Raw genomic sequence first — 16898 nt, forward strand, 5'->3', positions numbered from 1 at the left:
CTCTCAACTGGCGGATGTGGCTTTCCACACGTAGCGAGTTTTCGGTCGGCCCGCTCTCCCGTAGTCCGAGCGGCGAATGACCAGACCATCGTCGGCCAGTTTCTCCAGATAGCGCCAGGCCGTGATGCGGGAGACCCCGATCGAGGTCGCGGTATCAGCCGCGGTGACGCCCTCGGTTTCGGCGGCACGGACGGTGCGCGAGATCTCGTCGAGGGTTTGTGGCGCAACGCCTTTGGGTGTAGTAGCGCGCTGGTCCGGGGTGCGCAGCGCGCTCAGCGCCCGGTCGATGTCGTGTTGGGAGATCGCCGACTCGCCCGCCGGTAGGGCGGTGCGGAATTCGCGGTAGCGGTCCAGCTTGTCGCGGAACGCCGCGAAAGTGAACGGTTTCAGCAGGTACAGCACGACGCCGTGCGACACGGCGGTGCGCACCATGGCCAGGTCGCGTGCGGAGGTGATGGCGATGACGTCCGGTCGCGGTGCCAGGCCGGTCAGTGCGGCGGCGACATCGAGGCCGCTCGCGTCCGGCAGGCCGATGTCCATCAGCACCAGGTCGATCGGTGTGCCTTCGGCCGCGGCATCGGCCGCCGCTCGCATCGCCTCCCGTCCGGTGTGGGCGACTCCGACCGGAGTGAAGCCGGAGATGCGCTCCACGTAGGCGCGGTGCGCCTCGGCGATCAGTGGTTCGTCCTCGACGATCAGCACTCGGATCATCGTGCTTCCTTTCGTGGAATCATCACGGTCACCGCGCTTTCGGGATCCCGTTCGGTGTGGATGGTTCCGCTGTGGCGGCCCACCAGCCGGTGGACCAGTGCCAGGCCGAGCCCGTGATGGTCGGCTTTGGTCGAATAGCCACGCTGGGACGCGCGCGCGAACATCTCCGCCGACATGCCGGGCCCGCTGTCGGCGACGCGGACGAAAAATTCCGACGTGCCGGACGCTGCCGTTTCCTCGGTCTGTTGATACCGCAGGGTGATCTCGACCCAGCCGGACGAGCTGGCCGCCGCGGCGTCGATGGCGTTGTCGATGAGATTGCCGACCAGGGTGACGGCTTCGTGCGGGGACAGTGGATCCACCGAGTCGAGGGCCGTGTCCTCGGTGATCGTCAGTTCGATGCCGCGCTCGGCGGCTTGGTTCACTTTGCCGAGCAGCAGTGCGGCGAGGGCGGGCGCGCCCACCGCGGCGAGGAGTCGGTCGATCAGCGCCTGGGACAGTTCGAGTTCCGCGGTCGCGAACTCGACGGCTTCCTGGTTGCGGCCCAACTCGACCATGGTGACGACGGTGTGCAGCCGGTTGGCGGACTCGTGTGCCTGAGCCTGCAGCGACTGCGCGAAACTGCGCACCGAATCGAGTTCGCCCATGACCGAGCGCAATTCGGTGTGGTCCCGGATGGTCATCACGGTGCCGATCGTCCGACCGTTCCGCTCCACGATGTCTTGATTGACCAGCAGGATCCGGTCGGCGGTCACGTGCATCTCGTCGCGCACCACGCTCCAGCTCAACCGCTGCAGCGAGAGCGGAAGGTCGCTGCGCTGGATCGCGCCGCAGGGCAGGTCGAGCAGCCTGCGCGCCTCGTCGTTGACCACCTCCGCGTTCGCGCCGGACGGTCCGAACACGACCAGACCCTCGTGGATGGAATGCAGCACGGCGTCGTGGTGCTCGTAGAGCACGCGCAGTTCGTCGGGCGCGAGACCGTGGGTCTGCCGCCGCAGCCTACGGCTGAGCAGGAACGAGCCCGCCGCCGCCACCGCGAGTCCCGCGCCCGCGACGCCGAGAATCATCGGCAGCTGGGTGGCGACCTGGTCGCCGATCTTCGCGCGAGTCACTCCCGCGGAGACCAAAGCGACGATCTTCCCGTCGTCGTAGACAGGGGTGACCGCCCGGATGGAGGGGCCGAGGGTGCCCGCGTAGGTTTCGGTGAAGGTCGCGCCCGCCAGCGCGCGATCGATGTTTCCGCTGAACGGCAGCCCGATGATGGCGGGGTTGGTGTGCGTATAGCGGGTCCGATCCGGCGCCATGACCACGATGAAGTCCATGCCGGTCTGCTGCCGGATTCGCTCGGTCACCGGCTGCAACAGCGGCGTGGGGTCGGTGGTGCGGACCGCGGCGACGGTGGACGGCGCGTCCGCGACGCTCACCGCGACGTCGATGACCTCGCGGGTGGTGGTGACGTCGCTGTCGTGCCTTGCGTCCAGTACCGCGAGCACCGCGCCGATCGCGACCACCAGCGCCAGCACGACCAGCTGAAGGGCAAATGCCTGACCGGCCAGAGATAGCCGACCGTGTCTCACAAGCTCTTCCTTCGCTGAACGTAATGCACCAAACAGTGACCGGAATCACCCCGGCCAGCCATCATTCTGCCTGGGGTGCGTGAAGCACCTCACTTCGGTACCACTGGTAAGGGAAACCCATCGCTATGAGCGACTCGATTCGAACGCGGCGCGACCGCACTCATTGGCTATATCTGGCCGTCATTGTGGCGGTGGTCGCCGGCGTGCTCGTCGGCTGGCTGGCGCCGAGCGTCGGACAGTCGTTCGCACCACTGGGGACCATTTTCGTCAATCTCATCAAGATGATGATCGCCCCCGTCATCTTCTGCACCATCGTCCTCGGCATCGGCTCGGTGCGCGCCGCCGCCACGGTCGGCAAGGTCGGTGGACTCGCCATCGGATACTTCTTGATCATGTCGACTGTCGCACTCGGCATCGGCGTCGTGGTCGGCAACCTGCTGCAACCGGGCACCGGTTTGAACATCGCTTCGACGGTCAAGGCCGGCCAGGATCTGGCCAAGACCGCGCACAACGCGGGCGGGACCTGGGACTTCATTCAGGGAATCGTGCCGAGCACGCTGTTGTCGTCGCTTACCACGGGCAACGTGCTGCAGGCGCTGTTCGTGGCGCTGCTGGTCGGCTTCGCGGTGCAGGCCATGGGCACCTCGGGCGAGCCGATCCTGCGCGGCGTGGCAGCTATCCAGAAGCTCGTCTTCCGCATCTTGGTGATGGTCCTGTGGCTGGCTCCGGTCGGCGCCTTCGGCGCGATCGCGAACGTGGTCGGCCGGACCGGGCTCGACGCGGTGGTGAAACTGGCCACGTTGATGGCCGCGTTCTATCTGACCTGCCTGGTGTTCGTCTTCGGTGTGCTCGGCGTGCTGCTGTGGTCGGTCTCGCGGGTGTCGATCTTCAAGCTGGTCCGCTACCTGGCACGGGAGTTCCTGCTGATCCTCGCGACCTCGTCGTCGGAGTCCGCACTGCCGCGTCTGATCGCGAAGATGGACCACATGGGTGTGGACCGCACCACGGTGGGTGTTGTTGTGCCGACCGGGTATTCGTTCAACTTGGACGGCACCGCCATCTACCTGACCATGGCGTCGATCTTCATCGCCGACGCGATGGGCAAGCCGCTCGCGCTCGGCGAGCAGATCGGCCTGCTGGTGTTCATGGTCATCGCGTCCAAGGGTGCGGCGGGTGTCACGGGTGCCGGTCTCGCGACGCTGGCCGGCGGGTTGCAGAGCCACCGGCCCGAACTGCTCGACGGTGTCGGCCTGATCGTGGGCATCGACCGCTTCATGTCCGAGGCGCGTGCGTTGACCAACTTCTCGGGCAATGCGGTAGCCACCGTATTGATCGGCACCTGGACCAAGACCATCGACGTGGATCGGGTGCGCGACGTGCTCGATCGCAAGGTGCCCTTCGACGAGCGGACCATGGTCGACAACGACCACGGGACATCTCCGCAGCCGGGGGAGGCCAAGGACCTGGTCAGGGCCTGACAGCACGGTGAGGGACGAAGGGCCCGCTCTCGCGGGCCCTTCGTGCGTTGCTGGTCAGGATGCCCATTTCTCCGGGTGCAGGTGGTGCTGGGTAATCGCGGAGGCGTGACCGTGTCCGAAACCGTGCTCGGTCTTCAGCCACTCGACGAGTTCCTTGTGCGACGTCAGCCCGGTATCACGCATGGCGGCCTTCCACTCTTCGATGGTGCGGCCGTAACGAGCCTCGATGGACGGGAAGTAGGAGGCGGGGCCGTGTGCCTTGGTCGTCATGGGTCGATCTCCTTGCTTGTCTGTTCAGTTCTGGAGACGGGGCGGACTTCGGTGATTCGTCGCCGCGACAGTGAGTGTGTTCCGGATCGCACCGGAGCCGGTTCCGGGGGAGTCGCCGTCACGCGGTCGCACTCGCGCCGATCTCGTCGGACCGCTGGGTGCGATCGCGCCTACTGTGCTCGCGGATCAGCAGCACACCGGTGAGTGCGACCAATACGGCGGTCAGTCCGTGGACGCCGAGCGCGGTTGCGGTGGAACCGTTCCAGCGCAGCACGGTCAGCATGTCGCCGACCGGCACCAGCGCGATGACAAGGGTCGCGATGCCCAGCGCGTACCGCTGCCGCGCGCCGAGCAGCACCAGGATCAACACCCCGGACACCGTGTCGCGCACGCCCTTCAGGTTCATGAACGCGGCAGCGTCGCCGTCCGGCCAGGCGGGCAGCCCGAAACCGGGGGCGATGGTGTCGGGAGTGAACAGGTAGCTGATCCCGATGTAGAGGATGAAAGCGGCACCGATCAAGGACAGGACGGTGGCGATGCGGGAAAGGTTCATGGCGTGCTCCTGACGGGTCGTCCTAGCTGAAATCTAGCGTCGCTAGATATAAGAGCGACAGTAACTGAGCCTTGATAGATTGTCTAGCACTGCTAGGATTTGTGGCATGAGCACTCAGACACGGAAAGAGCGGGAGCGGACCGAACGTCGGCAACGCATTATCGATGCCGCCCGCGACCTAGCCGAAGCACAAGGGTGGGAGGCGGTGACCGTGCGCCGCCTCGCCGACCGGATCGAATACAGCCAGCCCGTGCTCTACAGCCACTTCGCGGGCAAGTCGGCGATCGTCTCGGCCGTGGCGGAACAGGGATTCGCCGACCTCGCCACCACCCTTGGGCAGGCACGCGCCGGGATGACCGGCTCGGCCGAGCGGTTGGCCGGTGCCGCGCGGGCCTACCTCGATTTCGCCGCGGTCAACCCGGCACTCTACGACGCGATGTTCTCGATGAGCACCGATCTCACCTTCGGACCGGAGGCGTCACAGCCATTGCGCGATGCCTTCGGCGAACTGGAGGCGATATTCCGCCCCCTGGTCGAGGAAGCCGACCTCGGTGCCCGCGCCGAAGTCGCCTGGAGCGCTCTGCACGGTCTGGCCACGCTCGAGCGTGGCAGGCGTCTGCGCCCCGAACTCCGAGAACGACGCCTCGCCCTCCTCGTCGCGGAATGGCTCGCCGCGATCGACGTGTCACCGGCCTGACCGCCTCGCGTCGGATCGCCATCGGGCTCGGTATCGGCCGGTAGCGTGGAGGCATGGCTGATGCGGTCGTGGTCGGGTCCGGGCCGAACGGGCTGGCCGCCGCGGTGATCCTGGCAAGGGCCGGGCTCACGGTGGACGTGTACGAGGCCGAGGCGACGGCGGGGGGTGGATCGCGGACGGCCGAGTTGACCTTGCCCGGGTACCGGCACGATGTGTGCGCCGGTGCGCATCCGATGGCGTTGGCGTCGCCGATCTTTCGCGCGTTCGACCTGGAAGCCCACGGCGTCGAGTTGCTCGCGCCGGAGGTGTCCTACGCGCATCCGCTCGACGGCGGTGCGGCCGGGCTGGCCTGGCGGGATCTGGAGCGGACCGCAGCCGGCCTCGGCCGGGACGGTGCCGCCTGGCGTTCGCTCTTCGCACCATTGGTGCGGCACTGGTCGGACGTGGTCGACGTCGCCATGTCGGACCTACGCAGGCTGCCACACGGGCTCGCGACCGCGATACGGTTCGGGCTGCGGACCCTGGAGCAGGGATCGCCAATGTGGAACAGCAGGTTTCGGGAACCGGTCGCCCCCGCCTTGCTCACCGGCATCGCCACCCACGCGATCACCCCGCCGCGCGCCGTCCCGGCCGCGGGCGCCGCACTGCTGCTCGGCACCCTGGCCCATGTCGGGGGCTGGGTGCTTCCACGCGGCGGTAGCCAGGCGATTCCGGATGCGTTGATCGCCGAACTCGAGCGCCTCGGCGGACGGGTGCACACCGGCCACCGGGTCGACACACTGGACGAGTTCGCCGGTACCCGCTCGATAATGCTCGATCTCGCCCCGGCCGAACTGCTGCGGATCGCGGGAGACCGGTTGCCCGCGCGCTACGCCCAGCGGCTGCGCGGTTTTCGCTACGGCGGCGCGGCCTGCAAGATCGACTTCGCGCTGTCCGGGCCGGTGCCGTGGCGGGCCGAGGGCTGTGAGCTGGCCGGAACGGTGCATGTGATCGGCACCAGGGCGGAGGCCATGGTGGCCGAACACGCGGTCGCCGCGGGACAGCACGCCGAACGGCCCTACGTGCTGGCTATCCAGCCCGGCGTAGTCGATCCGACCCGCGCGCCCGCCGGCGGCCACACGTTCTACACCTACGCGCACGTCCCGAACGGCTCTCCGCGCGATGTCAGCGACGCCGTGATCGCCCAGATCGAGCGTTTCGCACCAGGTTTCCGCGATGTGATCGTGGCCCGGAATGTCCGCACCGCGGCCGAGATGTCCACGCACAACGCCAACTATGTCGGCGGCGACATCTCTGCGGGCGCGATGACCTTGCGCCAGTTCGCCTTCCGTCCCGTTCCGCGCTGGAACCCGTACGCCACACCGATTCCCGGCGTGTACCTGTGCTCGTCATCGACCCCACCCGGACCCGGCGTGCACGGCATGAACGGACTGCACGCCGCCCGCCATGCCCTCCGCGAACGCTTCGCTGTGCGCACCGACCCGCTGGCGCTGTTGCGGACTCGCCCACTCCAGTATCGCTGAGTGCCTGGTGCGCGCGGACCTACTTCTCCGCGGGTTCGGTGCGGTAGAGGTCGGGTTCGAGATAGATGACGCGTGCGGCGGGGACCGCGGTGCGGACGCGGGACTCGGCATCGTCGATCGCGGTCGCGATCGCGGTGACGTCCAGGTCGGGGACCACGCCGATCTTCGCCGCCACGAGCAGCTCTTCCGGGCCGAGGTACTGGGTCTTGAGGTGGATCACCCGATCGATGCGAGTGTCGTCGACCAGGTGCGCGCGGATCAGCCGGTCCTCCTCGGGCGTGGCGCCCTCACCGATCAGCAGGCTCTGCATCTCCACGATCAGCACAACGGCGATCACGCCGAGCAGCGCGCCGATGGCGAGGGTTCCGACGCCATCCCAGACCGGATCGTGGGTGAGCATGGTCAGGCCGACGCCCGCGAACGCGAAGAGCAGACCGATCAGCGCGCCGGCGTCCTCCAGCAGCACCACCGGAAGTTCCGGGCTGCGCGAATTACGGATGAATCGCCACCAGGTGGCGTCACCCTTGAGCGGCCGGGACTCGCGCACCGCGGTCAGGAAACTGTAGGACTCCAGCCCGATCGCGAGCAGCAGGATGATGATCGCCACGATCGGCGAACTCAGCTCCTCCGGATGCTGGATCTTGTGGATGCCCTCGTAGATGGCGTAACCGGAGCCGAGCGTGAACAGCACCAGCGCCACGATGAACGAATAGAAGTAGCGGTTGCGCGCGTACCCGAAGGGGTGCAGTGCGTCCGCTTCCTTGTCGGCGCGAGCCTGCCCGAGCAGCAGCAATCCCTGATTGCCGGTGTCGGCGACGGAGTGCACGGCCTCGGCGAGCATCGACCCCGAGCCGGTGATCGCCGCGCCGACGAACTTCGCCGCGGCGATCCCCGCATTCGCGGACAACGCCGCGACAATCGCCTTCTTGCCACCACCAGCCGACATAGCAGCGTGTCCTCTCTGTTTTTCGGTCTACCCGCGAACAGACTAGGGCAGCCGGACCGGACAATCCGGATGGGTCAGGTGGTCGCGCCCACGCAGGCGCAGAACAGTTGAGCGGCGCCGGCTACCGCCTGCGCGCGGATGTCGCTGTCGGCGGCCGAGATCCACGCTGCCATGCCGCGTTCGAGTTCCAATGGCGCACCGTTCTGAATCAGCCGAACCGTACCCGCCGTGCACAAGACGATGCCCGGTCCGGCCGCGGTCAGCGGCACCTGCGCGGAGCCGGCGACGAGGTCGAAACGCCGCAGGGCGAACTCCGGCGCGGGCGTGCGGTAGCGCACCGACCCGTCGCCTGCCGGTTCCGGCAGCACGACCGGCAGGTCGATGGGCTCGAAGTCCAGCACCCGCAGCAGTTCCGGGACATCGACGTGCTTGGGCGTGAGCCCGCCGCGCAGTACGTTGTCGGAATTGGCCATGATCTCCACGCCGAGTCCGCGCAGGTAGGCGTGCAGGTTTCCGGCCGCGAGGAACAGGCCCTGGCCCGGTTCCAGGGTCAACCGGTTCAGCAGCAGAGCCGCGAGTACCCCGGCGTCGCCCGGGTAGGCCTCCGCGAGCTCGAGCGCAGTGCGTGCCTCGGCGGTGAATTCGCGCGTGCCCGTGCCGGAAAGGTACCGTACGCAGCCGTCCAGCACGGCGGGAAGCAGCGTCGCGAGCACGTTCTGTGGCAGCGTGATCCAGGTGGTGAACAGCGTGCGCAGACCTGCCGAATCTGGTTGCGCGGCAAGCAGTTCGGCATAGGAGCCGAGCCCATCCACGCGCAGCGCCCGCAACAGCTCGACTGTGCGCCGCGGATCACGAAATCCGGCCAGCGCCTCGAATCGATCCAGCGCGACGACGAGTTCGGGTTTGTGGTTCTCATCGCGATAGTTGCGCATCGGCGAATCCAGTGGCACCCGTGCCCGGTTCTCTCGTTCGAACCCGACTTCGGCCTGCGTTGTGCTCGGGTGCGCCTGCAGCGACAAGGGCTCCTCGGCGGCCAGTACCTTCAACAGAAACGGCAGTTTCTCATCGAATTGCGTTGCGACAGCGCCTAGTTCGCGGACCGGGTCAGTGGCGACCAGCTCCAGCAGGGAGATGGTGCGGTCGCCTGTTCGTACCTGCGCGGGGTCGGCGGGGTGGGCGCCGAACCACAGTTCGGCCTCCGGGTGCGCGGACGGGACGGGCCGGCCACACAACTGAGCGAGCGCGGTGCGCGATCCCCAGGCGTACGAGCGAAGCGCACCAACGAGTTCGTGCACTAGTAGCTGCCCCCGTACTGCCCCTGACCGTCGGCCGCGGCGGCGCGGGAACCGATCAGCCGTAGGTAGGCGGCGGCCATCTCCAGTCGCAGCGCGAGCACCGCGAGCTGTTCGAGTTCGGTGCCCTGCCCCAGCGCGGAGTCCTCGGCCTTGGTCTGCGCGGGCGCGGCGGGATCGGTCAGATCGGTGTGCAGTAGGTCGACGTCGGCATTCACCAGATCGGCGTCCACCAGGCTGGATCCGGTGCCGGCGAACACGGCGAGCCGGCGGCGTGCGGCGGACCGATCGCGATCGGCGCTGAGCACGAACACCCGAATGCGTTCCACCGGCGCGGGTCCGTCGAGTTCCTCGTCGTGGAACATCGGATCGAAGTCGGACGCGGATTCGCCTGCCGCCTCAGCCATTCGAGCACGCGCCGCGACAGCCTCGGCGAGATCCACTGCGGCGGACACCCGACCGGCGGACTGCAGAAGCACCTCCGCCCCATGTTCAGCCAGTTCGGCCGCGGCCGGCGAGTCACCGGCGAGCACGATGCCGTGCTGCAGCATCCGTGCCGCCAGTGTCTTGGCCGGGTTGTGGAAGACCTCGTTCTGTGGGCTGTCGCGCAGCGCCTCCGCATCGAGGACGTCGGCCAGATCGGTGAGATCGGGAACGGCGGTGCCACTGCGCGTCGGATCGACAGCGCGCAACACCGCGATTCCGGCGGCCAGGAAGCGCAGCAGGCGGTTGTGATCGAGCACCCGCACCCTCGGTTCCAGCACCGCGGCCCGACCGGCCGCAGCGGCCCGCAGTGGACCTTCGTGCGGCGCGGCGACAACCACCTCGGCGCCTCGGCGCAGGGCCCGGTCGACGGCGTCGATCAGGCGCGGATCGCCCGCGTCGTCGCCGGAGACGAGCACCACGTCCAACGGCCCGACCCACGGCGGCAAGGCCGCGGCGGGCACGACGGGTAGTCCCGCCCGATCGCCCAGCGTGGCGACCAGCAGGCTCGCGGCACGCGCCGCCCGCCCTGACCCCGCGACCAGGACCACGCTGCGTGGTCTGAGGTCGGTCAAACCGGCCAGCGCGTCCTCACCAACGGCGGCCGCGGTGGCGCGTACCTGGGCGCCGCCGGAGGCGGCCGAGCGGAGGGCGCCGTCGGCATCGGCCGCCTCGAGTGAAGCGGCATCGTCGAGGTCGAGCACCGGTGTTCCAGCGATCATCGGGCGTCCCACCTCCCCTCATCGCGCTGTGTCGTTTCCGCCCCCGCGTCCACCCGGTTCAGCTGCCACACCGAGACCGAGTTGGACGACTCCAAGGCCTGTGATTCCACTATTCCAGTCAGGAGCGGACGATGCTCAAGATCTCGGTTACGAGTGCGTCTACTTCCTCCGCCGACCGGGCCTCGACGTTGAGCCGGAGCAGCGGTTCAGTGTTCGACGCGCGCAGATTGAACCAGGCGTTGTCGACCAGTTGCACGGTCACTCCGTCCAGTCGGTCCACGGCGTGTGCCCGGTCCGCGAACGCGTCCACCACCGCCATCGTCCGCCCCTGGGCGTCTCGCACGGTGGAATTGATTTCGCCGGAGGCCGCGTAGGTCGCATAGGACGACATCAGCTCCGAGATCGGCCGGTCCTTCTCGCCGAGCGCGGCCAGGACATGCAGCGCCGCGAGCATGCCGGAGTCGGCGCCCCAGAAGTCCCGGAAGTAGTAGTGCGCGGAGTGTTCGCCGCCGAAAACGGCTCCGGTGGCGGCCATCTGCTGCTTGATGAACGAGTGGCCGACTCTGGTACGCATCGGTGTGCCGCCGAGTTCGTGGACGAGTTCGGGCACCGCGCGCGAGGTGATCAGGTTGTGGATGATCACCGCACCCGGTTCCTTGGCCAGCTCGCGCTCGGCGACGAGGGCGGTGATCACCGAGGGTGACACCGGATCGCCGTTCTCGTCCACCACGAAGCAGCGGTCGGCATCGCCGTCGAAGGCGAGGCCGATATCCGCCCCGGACGAGCGCACCAGTTTCTGCAGGTCCACCAAGTTCGCCGGATCGAGCGGATTGGCCTCGTGGTTGGGAAAACTTCCGTCCAGTTCGAAGTACAGCGGGACGATGGTCACCTGGGGCAGCGCGCCGAGCACCGCGGGGACGGTGTGGCCGCCCATGCCGTTGCCCGCGTCCACCGCGATGGTCAGCGGGCGGATGCTACCGAGATCGACGAGCCCGCGCAGGAAGTTCGCGTACTCGGCGAGCAGGTCGAGTTCGGTCGCGGTGCCGCGGGGGCCTTCGTAGCCCGGTACCCCCTCGATCATCTCCGCTGCGATGGTCGCCAGACCGGTGTCCTGCCCGACCGGAAGAGCCTTGGCCCGACAGAGTTTGATGCCGTTGTAGCGGGCCGGATTGTGGCTGGCGGTGAACATGGCGCCCGGGCAGTTCAGCTGACCGGAGGCGAAGTACAACTGGTCGGTCGAGGCGAGGCCGATGTGCGTGACATCGAGGCCCTGACCGAGCACACCGTCGGCGAAGGCGGCGGACAGTTCGGGCGAGGAGTCGCGCATATCGTGTCCGATGACGACTCGGCCGGCACCCTCCGCGCGCATCAGACGGGCGAAGGCCGCTCCGACATCTCCGACGAATTCCGCGTCGATCTGATCACCGACCACGCCGCGAACGTCATAGGCCTTGATCACCGCGTTCACGAATTCGGCAGAGCGGGCGACTGTCATGCCCAACACCCTAGTGGTTGCGCCAGGTCGGTCCGACATCGTCCCGGTCTGGTTCAGGAAGGCGGGTCGGGGAGGACGCGAAGATGGCCGCGGCGGCCGGTGCGCGTGGTACGCGGCGGTGGGGGAGCGTAGTCATGGTATCCGCGCTGCTCATGTTCCGGCGGGCGACGGCGTAGTCCGGCTTCGCGGACTGCTTCGGCGAGCGCGGTCAGATCATCGTCGTCCGGTGTGCTGGAGGAGAATCCGCCTTCGTGGCGAACCAGCTCCCAGCCCTTCGGGGCGGTGATTCGTGAGCCGTGCGTTTCACAGAGATCCCAGGAGTGCGGTTCGGCGACCGTCGCGAGGGGCCCGACCACCGCCGTCGAGTCCGAATACACATAGGTGAGCGTCGCAACAGCCGGATTCTTGCAGCCTGGTCGGCAGCAACGACGCATCGGGATCACGCCGATGAGAGTAACCCCCCTGGCATGGCGATGGGGTCAGACACGCTTGAATAATCTTGGTCCGCTCTCCGCGGAGTGCGGGCATCACGAGGTCGGTGGGACGCGCGCAGCGCCCCCACGGCGTGTTCCGCGGTGGAGAGTCCGAGTACCCACCCGCGACCGATCGCGATGCACATCGTTCGCGCTTACCCCGCAACGCCATTCGACGAGCGCGGGTGCGTGGATGGGTGCGAATTGCGCGTCTTCCGGAGTTACTGGTCTTCCGGAGTTACTCCTCTTCCGGATCGATCACATCCGGGTCGACGCCCAGATAGGTCGCGACCTGCTGGACCAGCACCTCGCGCAACAGGTCGACCAGGTCGTCGGGATCGCTGGCGCGCAGCTCGAGCGGCTTGCGGAACAGCACCACTCTCGCGCGGGTCGCCGCGCCGTGGCGGTCGACACCGGCCGGGATGAGTCGCGACAGCGGGACCGGGCCGTCGGCGACCACCTCGTCCGGCCAGGTGACCGAATCGGGGTGCAACGGACGAATTTTCGGGACATCGTCGACCGCGATGTCGAGCTTGGTGAGCCGGTCGTGCCAGCGGGTGTCCAACGGGGCGAACGCCTCCAGCACCAGCCGGTCGAACTTCTGGCCCCGGGTCCGCCAGGCCGGCACCGTGGGTGGCAGCATCGGCCCGCGCACCCCGCGGCCGCGGCGAATCACCGACCTGGCGGTCGGTGGTCGACGGTTACGGGAACGTGCCATGACACAAAATCTAGGGCAGCCGACCCTCGTCCGGTGCATCGAGGCGGCGTGATCGGTCTGGTCGTGTCGCCACCGCGTCGAAGAATGTCGGGTCGGCCGTGCCGCGGACGAACGGTCGGGTACCGGCTCGGCCGGCCCGCGTTCCCGGAGTCGCCCTGGTGGGGGCGGGCAACTCCGGGCATCGCGGACGTCTCAGCCGATGCCGCGCTTGAGGCGGCGGCGCTCCCGCTCGGAGAGGCCGCCCCAGATGCCGAAGCGCTCATCGTGTGCGAGTGCGTACTCCAGGCACTCGTCGCGTACCTCGCAGCCCATGCAGATCCGTTTCGCCTCGCGGGTCGAGCCGCCCTTCTCGGGGAAGAACGCCTCCGGATCGGTCTGCGCGCACAGGGCACGCTCCTGCCATTGCTCTTCGATGGACTCGAACATCTCGTCGAAGCCGGTCACGACCAGGCTGAGCCGGGCTGACGAGACCGCGTCACCCCCCTCTTCATCCCTCCAGTCGTTGTCTGCGCAGACGCCACGTGCTGCGCCTGCTGTGGAATCGGTCGGCGAGACCATCTCGTTGGCCATCGCTCCGCCTCCTCACTGTGTGTTAGCGCAGAATGATTCTTTCCGTCGGACCAACACGCATACCGACGGCCATACCCCGCGACGTTGTCCCGCGGACGTCCCCGAGCCTGTCACCCCTATGCGAACATCTGTTCGAAAACTCGCTCACGCCTTGCACTCTCGCGCGAGTACCGGAATGACATGTCTGTGATTAGACACGCCGGACGTGGGGGTGGTCAAGCCGCCGACGCTATTCCGTTACTATCCGCAGCTGCATTCCGAACTGATCTTGTTACCTGCAATAGCAAATGACCAGCAAATTTGCCGGGAATCGGACCGGCACGGGCACCGCATAGGCTGTGCGGATGTGACTGGACAACAAGCGGACGCCGTACCCGCGAGCGTGCCCCGGATCGCCGTCCTCGTCGGCGGTGTGGGAGGCGCGCGGTTCCTCCAGGGCGTTCGGGAGCTACTGCCCGCGGCGGAAGTTTCCGCGATCGTGAACGTCGGTGACGACGTCTGGATGCACGGCCTTCGGATCTGCCCCGACCTCGATACCTGCATGTACACCCTCGGTGGTGGCATCGACACCGAGCGCGGCTGGGGCCGGATCGGCGAGACATGGCACGCGAAGGAAGAGCTCGCGAAATATTCTGCCCAGCCGGACTGGTTCGGCCTGGGGGACAGGGATATCGCCACACACCTGATCCGAACCGAAATGTTACGTGCCGGGTACCCGCTCTCCGCGGTCACCGAGGCGCTGTGTAACCGATGGCAGCCCGGCGTAAAACTCATCCCCGCAACCGATGATCGATGCGAAACGCATGTCGTTGTGTCCGACCCGGACAGTCCTGGCGAACGGCGCGCGATCCATTTTCAAGAGTGGTGGGTCCGCTACCGCGCGAACATCGATACCCATGGATTCGCCACAATTGGCGCCGAAGACGCCCGACCGGCGCCAAATGTGACAGAGATCATAGAATCCGCTGATGTGGTTCTGCTCGCCCCGTCGAACCCGGTCGTGAGCATCGGCGCCATCCTCGCGGTGCCGGGTATTCGGGGAGCGCTGCGCACCTCCGCCGCCAAGGTGATCGGTGTGTCCGGCGTGATCGACGGGAAACCGCTGCGCGGCATGGCCGACGAGTGCCTGTCGGTGATCGGGGTGGACACCACCTCCGAGGCCATCGGCCGGTACTACGGTGCTCGCTCGGCCACCGGAATCCTGGATGGCTGGCTGATCCACACCACCGACACCGCCGACGTGCCCGGCGTGGAGGTGCGTAGCGTGCCTTTGCTGATGACCGACCCGCCGACCACCGCTGAAATGGTGCGTCAGGCACTGGATCTCGCGGGAGTGAAGCCATGACGACACCGACCGACCACGCGGCAGGCGAGCTGCGCATCCTGCCGATCACCAGCCTTCCGGAGTTCCGGCCCGGCGACGACCTGGCCGAGCAGATCGCGCGTTGCGCGCCCTGGCTGGCCGACGGAGACGTGCTTGTGGTCACCAGCAAGATCGTCGCGAAGGTCGAGGGCCGGATCGTGGAGGCGCCGCTCGACCCGGACGAGCGTGATGCCGCCCGGCGCACGCTCGTCGACCAAGAGGCGGTGCGAGTACTCGCGCGCAAGGGTCGCACGATGATCACGGAGAACAAGCTCGGTATAGTGCAGGCGGCCTCCGGTGTCGACGGCTCGAATGTCGAACAGGGCGAACTGGTCCTGCTGCCCACCGATCCGGATGCCAGCGCCAAGGCGCTACGGTCCGCCCTGGCCGCGCGGCTCGGTGTGACCGTCGGGGTAGTGATCACCGACACCATGGGGCGCGCGTGGCGCAACGGGCAGACCGACGCGGCGATCGGCGCGGCCGGGCTTCGGGTGCTGCACGACTACGCGGGCGCGGTCGACGGTCAGGGCAACGAGCTGTTCGTCACCCAGGTCGCGGTGGCTGACGAGTTGGCCGCCGCCGCCGACCTGGTGAAGGGCAAGCTCGGCGGCGTGCCTGTCGCCGTGGTGCGCGGGTTTCCGGTGGTCGACGACGGGTCCAGCGCCGCCGATCTGCTGCGCGGTGGCACCGACGACCTGTTCTGGCTCGGCACCGCGGAGGCGATCGAGCAGGGACGGCGGGAGGCGATCCTGCTCCGTCGTTCGATTCGCCGGTTCGCCGACACTCCCGTCGATCCCGAACGCATCCGGGCGGCGGTATCGGTCGCGTTGACCGCCCCCGCCCCGCATCACACCCGCCCGGTACGGTTCGTCTGGGTGCGGAAACCGGGCCTGCGCGCCCAACTGCTGGAGGCGATGGCGCAGAAGTGGCGCGCCGACCTCACCGCCGACGGGCTCGCGCCGGATCGGGTCGAGCGTCGAGTTGCCCGCGGCCGGATTCTGTTCGACGCTCCCGAGGTGATCATCCCGTTCTGCGTGCCGGACGGCGCGCACGACTATCCGGACGAGCGGCGACGCGCTGATGAGCGCACCATGTTCACCGTCGCAGTGGGCGCGGCGGTGCAAGGTTTGCTCGTCGGGTTGGCCACCGAGGGGATCGGCAGTTGCTGGATCGGGTCGACCATCTTCGCCCCCGAGGTGACCCGTGACGTGCTCGGTCTGGGCGATGAGTGGAGCCCGTTGGGCGCCATCGCCATCGGCCATCCGCTCGAAGAGCTGACTCCGCGCCCGGTGCCCGGCGCCGGTGTCGGGCTGGTTGAACTGTGAGGCGGGTCGTGCGTCGGATGGCGCTGGAGGAGCTGGTTCCGCGTCCGGTGTGTGGCGCCGGTGTCGGGTTGGTTGAACTGTGAGGCGGGTTGTGCGTCGGATGGCCGGACGAAGGAGCGGGCGGTGAGCGCGGAATCCCTGCACGCCTCGGCGACCGCCCTGCTCGAATCGTGGTATCCGGCCCTCGATTCGGATCGGTCGCTGCGTGAGGCGATGCTGGCATTCCTCGGATCCGCGCCGCGCGGGTGCCTGCGTGAGCACGCAGCCGGGCATATCACCGCCTCCGCGGTGATCTTCTCACCCGACGGTGGCGAGGTGCTGCTGACCCTGCATCCCAGGGTCGGCCGCTGGATCCAGCTAGGCGGCCACTGTGAGGAGAACGACGCCACCATCGCGGCTGCCGCGCTGCGTGAGGCGATCGAGGAGTCCGGCATCGAGGAACTCCGGATGGCGCCGGAGCTATACGGCGCCCAGGCGCACCCGATCACCTGCTCACTAGGTGTGCCCACCCGACATCTGGACCTGCTGTTCCGGATCACCGCGCCGGCCGACGCCGTGCCGGTGCGCAGCAGCGAGTCCACCGATCTGCGCTGGTGGCCGGTGGACGCGCTGCCCGCGAATGCCGACGTCCTGCTGCGCTGAAACGAGATCGATCCCGAAGACCTATCGCACACCTGTCACTGCGGACGGCACTGGACCGTA

Annotated in this window: 17 protein-coding genes; 6 read left to right on the forward strand and 11 right to left on the reverse strand. The window is 67.9% G+C overall.

All coding sequences use genetic code 11. The features are described from left to right. Positions 1–3: 3 nt before the first annotated feature. The gene (locus AB0C34_RS00455) at positions 4–711 is read right to left on the reverse strand and encodes a response regulator (protein ID WP_357065772.1); all 708 of its coding nucleotides are present in this window, start codon (positions 709–711) and stop codon (positions 4–6) included. Beyond that, on the reverse strand, positions 708–2288 hold the full coding sequence (locus tag AB0C34_RS00460; RefSeq protein ID WP_357065775.1) for an ATP-binding protein: 1581 nt from the start codon (positions 2286–2288) through the stop codon (positions 708–710). The genes AB0C34_RS00455 and AB0C34_RS00460 overlap by 4 nt, the downstream gene beginning before the upstream one ends. Positions 2289–2413: 125 nt before the next feature. Between AB0C34_RS00460 and AB0C34_RS00465 the strand changes: the two genes are divergently transcribed. Beyond that, a complete protein-coding gene (locus AB0C34_RS00465; RefSeq protein ID WP_357065779.1) occupies positions 2414–3766 on the forward strand; it encodes a cation:dicarboxylase symporter family transporter in 1353 nt (450 codons plus the stop codon). 54 nt (positions 3767–3820) lie between these two features. Here the strand turns inward: AB0C34_RS00465 and AB0C34_RS00470 are convergent, their stop codons facing one another. Together AB0C34_RS00470 and AB0C34_RS00475 are read right to left on the reverse strand one after the other, a co-directional pair. Next, positions 3821–4036 carry a DUF4287 domain-containing protein gene (locus tag AB0C34_RS00470; protein WP_357065782.1) on the reverse strand — a complete coding sequence of 72 codons (216 nt, stop codon included), beginning with the start codon at positions 4034–4036 and terminating at the stop codon, positions 3821–3823. A 118-nt stretch (positions 4037–4154) separates the two neighbouring features. Continuing rightward, a complete protein-coding gene (locus AB0C34_RS00475) occupies positions 4155–4589 on the reverse strand; it encodes a DUF4267 domain-containing protein (protein WP_357065784.1) in 435 nt (144 codons plus the stop codon). Positions 4590–4695: 106 nt separating this feature from the next. On the opposite strand from AB0C34_RS00475, the gene AB0C34_RS00480 reads away from it, so the two are divergent. Both AB0C34_RS00480 and AB0C34_RS00485 read left to right on the forward strand, forming a co-directional pair. Then, a complete protein-coding gene (locus AB0C34_RS00480) occupies positions 4696–5286 on the forward strand; it encodes a TetR/AcrR family transcriptional regulator (protein WP_357065787.1) in 591 nt (196 codons plus the stop codon). Between the two features lie 53 nt (positions 5287–5339). Beyond that, complete coding sequence (locus AB0C34_RS00485; RefSeq protein WP_357065790.1) at positions 5340–6809, forward strand: NAD(P)/FAD-dependent oxidoreductase; 1470 nt, start codon at positions 5340–5342, stop codon at positions 6807–6809. A 19-nt stretch (positions 6810–6828) separates the two neighbouring features. Here the strand turns inward: AB0C34_RS00485 and AB0C34_RS00490 are convergent, their stop codons facing one another. The 7 genes from AB0C34_RS00490 to AB0C34_RS00520 all read right to left on the reverse strand — a co-directional run bounded on the left by AB0C34_RS00490 (position 6829) and on the right by AB0C34_RS00520 (position 13364). After that, positions 6829–7755, reverse strand: a complete 927-nt coding sequence (locus AB0C34_RS00490) for a cation diffusion facilitator family transporter (protein WP_357065793.1) — start codon at positions 7753–7755, stop codon at positions 6829–6831. A gap of 74 nt (positions 7756–7829) precedes the next feature. Beyond that, entirely contained in the window at positions 7830–9050 is a 1221-nt protein-coding gene (gene manA, locus AB0C34_RS00495; RefSeq protein ID WP_357065796.1) for a mannose-6-phosphate isomerase, class I, read from the reverse strand. Further along, entirely contained in the window at positions 9050–10252 is a 1203-nt protein-coding gene (locus AB0C34_RS00500) for a tobH protein (RefSeq protein ID WP_357065798.1), read from the reverse strand. Before AB0C34_RS00500 ends, manA begins: the two co-directional genes overlap by 1 nt. Positions 10253–10370: 118 nt before the next feature. Further along, positions 10371–11747: a phosphomannomutase/phosphoglucomutase gene (locus AB0C34_RS00505; RefSeq protein WP_357065800.1), complete on the reverse strand. Its 1377-nt coding sequence runs from the start codon at positions 11745–11747 to the stop codon at positions 10371–10373. Positions 11748–11800: 53 nt separating this feature from the next. Next, positions 11801–12190: a DUF3499 domain-containing protein gene (locus AB0C34_RS00510; RefSeq protein ID WP_357065803.1), complete on the reverse strand. Its 390-nt coding sequence runs from the start codon at positions 12188–12190 to the stop codon at positions 11801–11803. Between the two features lie 268 nt (positions 12191–12458). Beyond that, positions 12459–12938 (reverse strand): metallopeptidase family protein, encoded by a 480-nt coding sequence (locus tag AB0C34_RS00515; RefSeq protein ID WP_357065806.1) that lies wholly within the window; start codon positions 12936–12938, stop codon positions 12459–12461. A 192-nt stretch (positions 12939–13130) separates the two neighbouring features. Then, positions 13131–13364: a WhiB family transcriptional regulator gene (locus tag AB0C34_RS00520; protein ID WP_029901515.1), complete on the reverse strand. Its 234-nt coding sequence runs from the start codon at positions 13362–13364 to the stop codon at positions 13131–13133. A 490-nt stretch (positions 13365–13854) separates the two neighbouring features. Here AB0C34_RS00520 and cofD point away from each other — a divergent pair, with 490 nt between their 5' ends. From cofD to AB0C34_RS00535, 3 genes are all read left to right on the forward strand, one after another. Beyond that, complete coding sequence (gene cofD / locus AB0C34_RS00525) at positions 13855–14853, forward strand: 2-phospho-L-lactate transferase (RefSeq protein WP_357065809.1); 999 nt, start codon at positions 13855–13857, stop codon at positions 14851–14853. After that, entirely contained in the window at positions 14850–16196 is a 1347-nt protein-coding gene (locus AB0C34_RS00530) for a coenzyme F420-0:L-glutamate ligase (RefSeq protein WP_357065812.1), read from the forward strand. The genes cofD and AB0C34_RS00530 overlap by 4 nt, the downstream gene beginning before the upstream one ends. Before the next feature lie 123 nt (positions 16197–16319). Beyond that, complete coding sequence (locus tag AB0C34_RS00535) at positions 16320–16838, forward strand: NUDIX domain-containing protein (protein WP_357065815.1); 519 nt, start codon at positions 16320–16322, stop codon at positions 16836–16838. Positions 16839–16898 lie beyond the last annotated feature (60 nt).

Source organism: Nocardia sp. NPDC049220 (assembly GCF_040647855.1).
GTDB lineage: Bacteria > Actinomycetota > Actinomycetes > Mycobacteriales > Mycobacteriaceae > Nocardia.

Excerpts from the sequence above, each read along its gene's own strand:
- AB0C34_RS00455 (WP_357065772.1), bottom strand. The coding sequence starts at position 711 with ATGATCCGAGTGCTGATCGTCGAGGACGAACCACTGATCGCCGAGGCG.
- AB0C34_RS00465 (WP_357065779.1), top strand. The coding sequence starts at position 2,414 with ATGAGCGACTCGATTCGAACGCGGCGCGACCGCACTCATTGGCTATAT.
- AB0C34_RS00470 (WP_357065782.1), bottom strand. The coding sequence starts at position 4,036 with ATGACGACCAAGGCACACGGCCCCGCCTCCTACTTCCCGTCCATCGAG.
- AB0C34_RS00475 (WP_357065784.1), bottom strand. The coding sequence starts at position 4,589 with ATGAACCTTTCCCGCATCGCCACCGTCCTGTCCTTGATCGGTGCCGCT.
- AB0C34_RS00480 (WP_357065787.1), top strand. The coding sequence starts at position 4,696 with ATGAGCACTCAGACACGGAAAGAGCGGGAGCGGACCGAACGTCGGCAA.
- AB0C34_RS00485 (WP_357065790.1), top strand. The coding sequence starts at position 5,340 with ATGGCTGATGCGGTCGTGGTCGGGTCCGGGCCGAACGGGCTGGCCGCC.
- AB0C34_RS00490 (WP_357065793.1), bottom strand. The coding sequence starts at position 7,755 with ATGTCGGCTGGTGGTGGCAAGAAGGCGATTGTCGCGGCGTTGTCCGCG.
- AB0C34_RS00500 (WP_357065798.1), bottom strand. The coding sequence starts at position 10,252 with ATGATCGCTGGAACACCGGTGCTCGACCTCGACGATGCCGCTTCACTC.
- AB0C34_RS00505 (WP_357065800.1), bottom strand. The coding sequence starts at position 11,747 with ATGACAGTCGCCCGCTCTGCCGAATTCGTGAACGCGGTGATCAAGGCC.
- AB0C34_RS00515 (WP_357065806.1), bottom strand. The coding sequence starts at position 12,938 with ATGGCACGTTCCCGTAACCGTCGACCACCGACCGCCAGGTCGGTGATT.
- AB0C34_RS00520 (WP_029901515.1), bottom strand. The coding sequence starts at position 13,364 with ATGTTCGAGTCCATCGAAGAGCAATGGCAGGAGCGTGCCCTGTGCGCG.
- AB0C34_RS00530 (WP_357065812.1), top strand. The coding sequence starts at position 14,850 with ATGACGACACCGACCGACCACGCGGCAGGCGAGCTGCGCATCCTGCCG.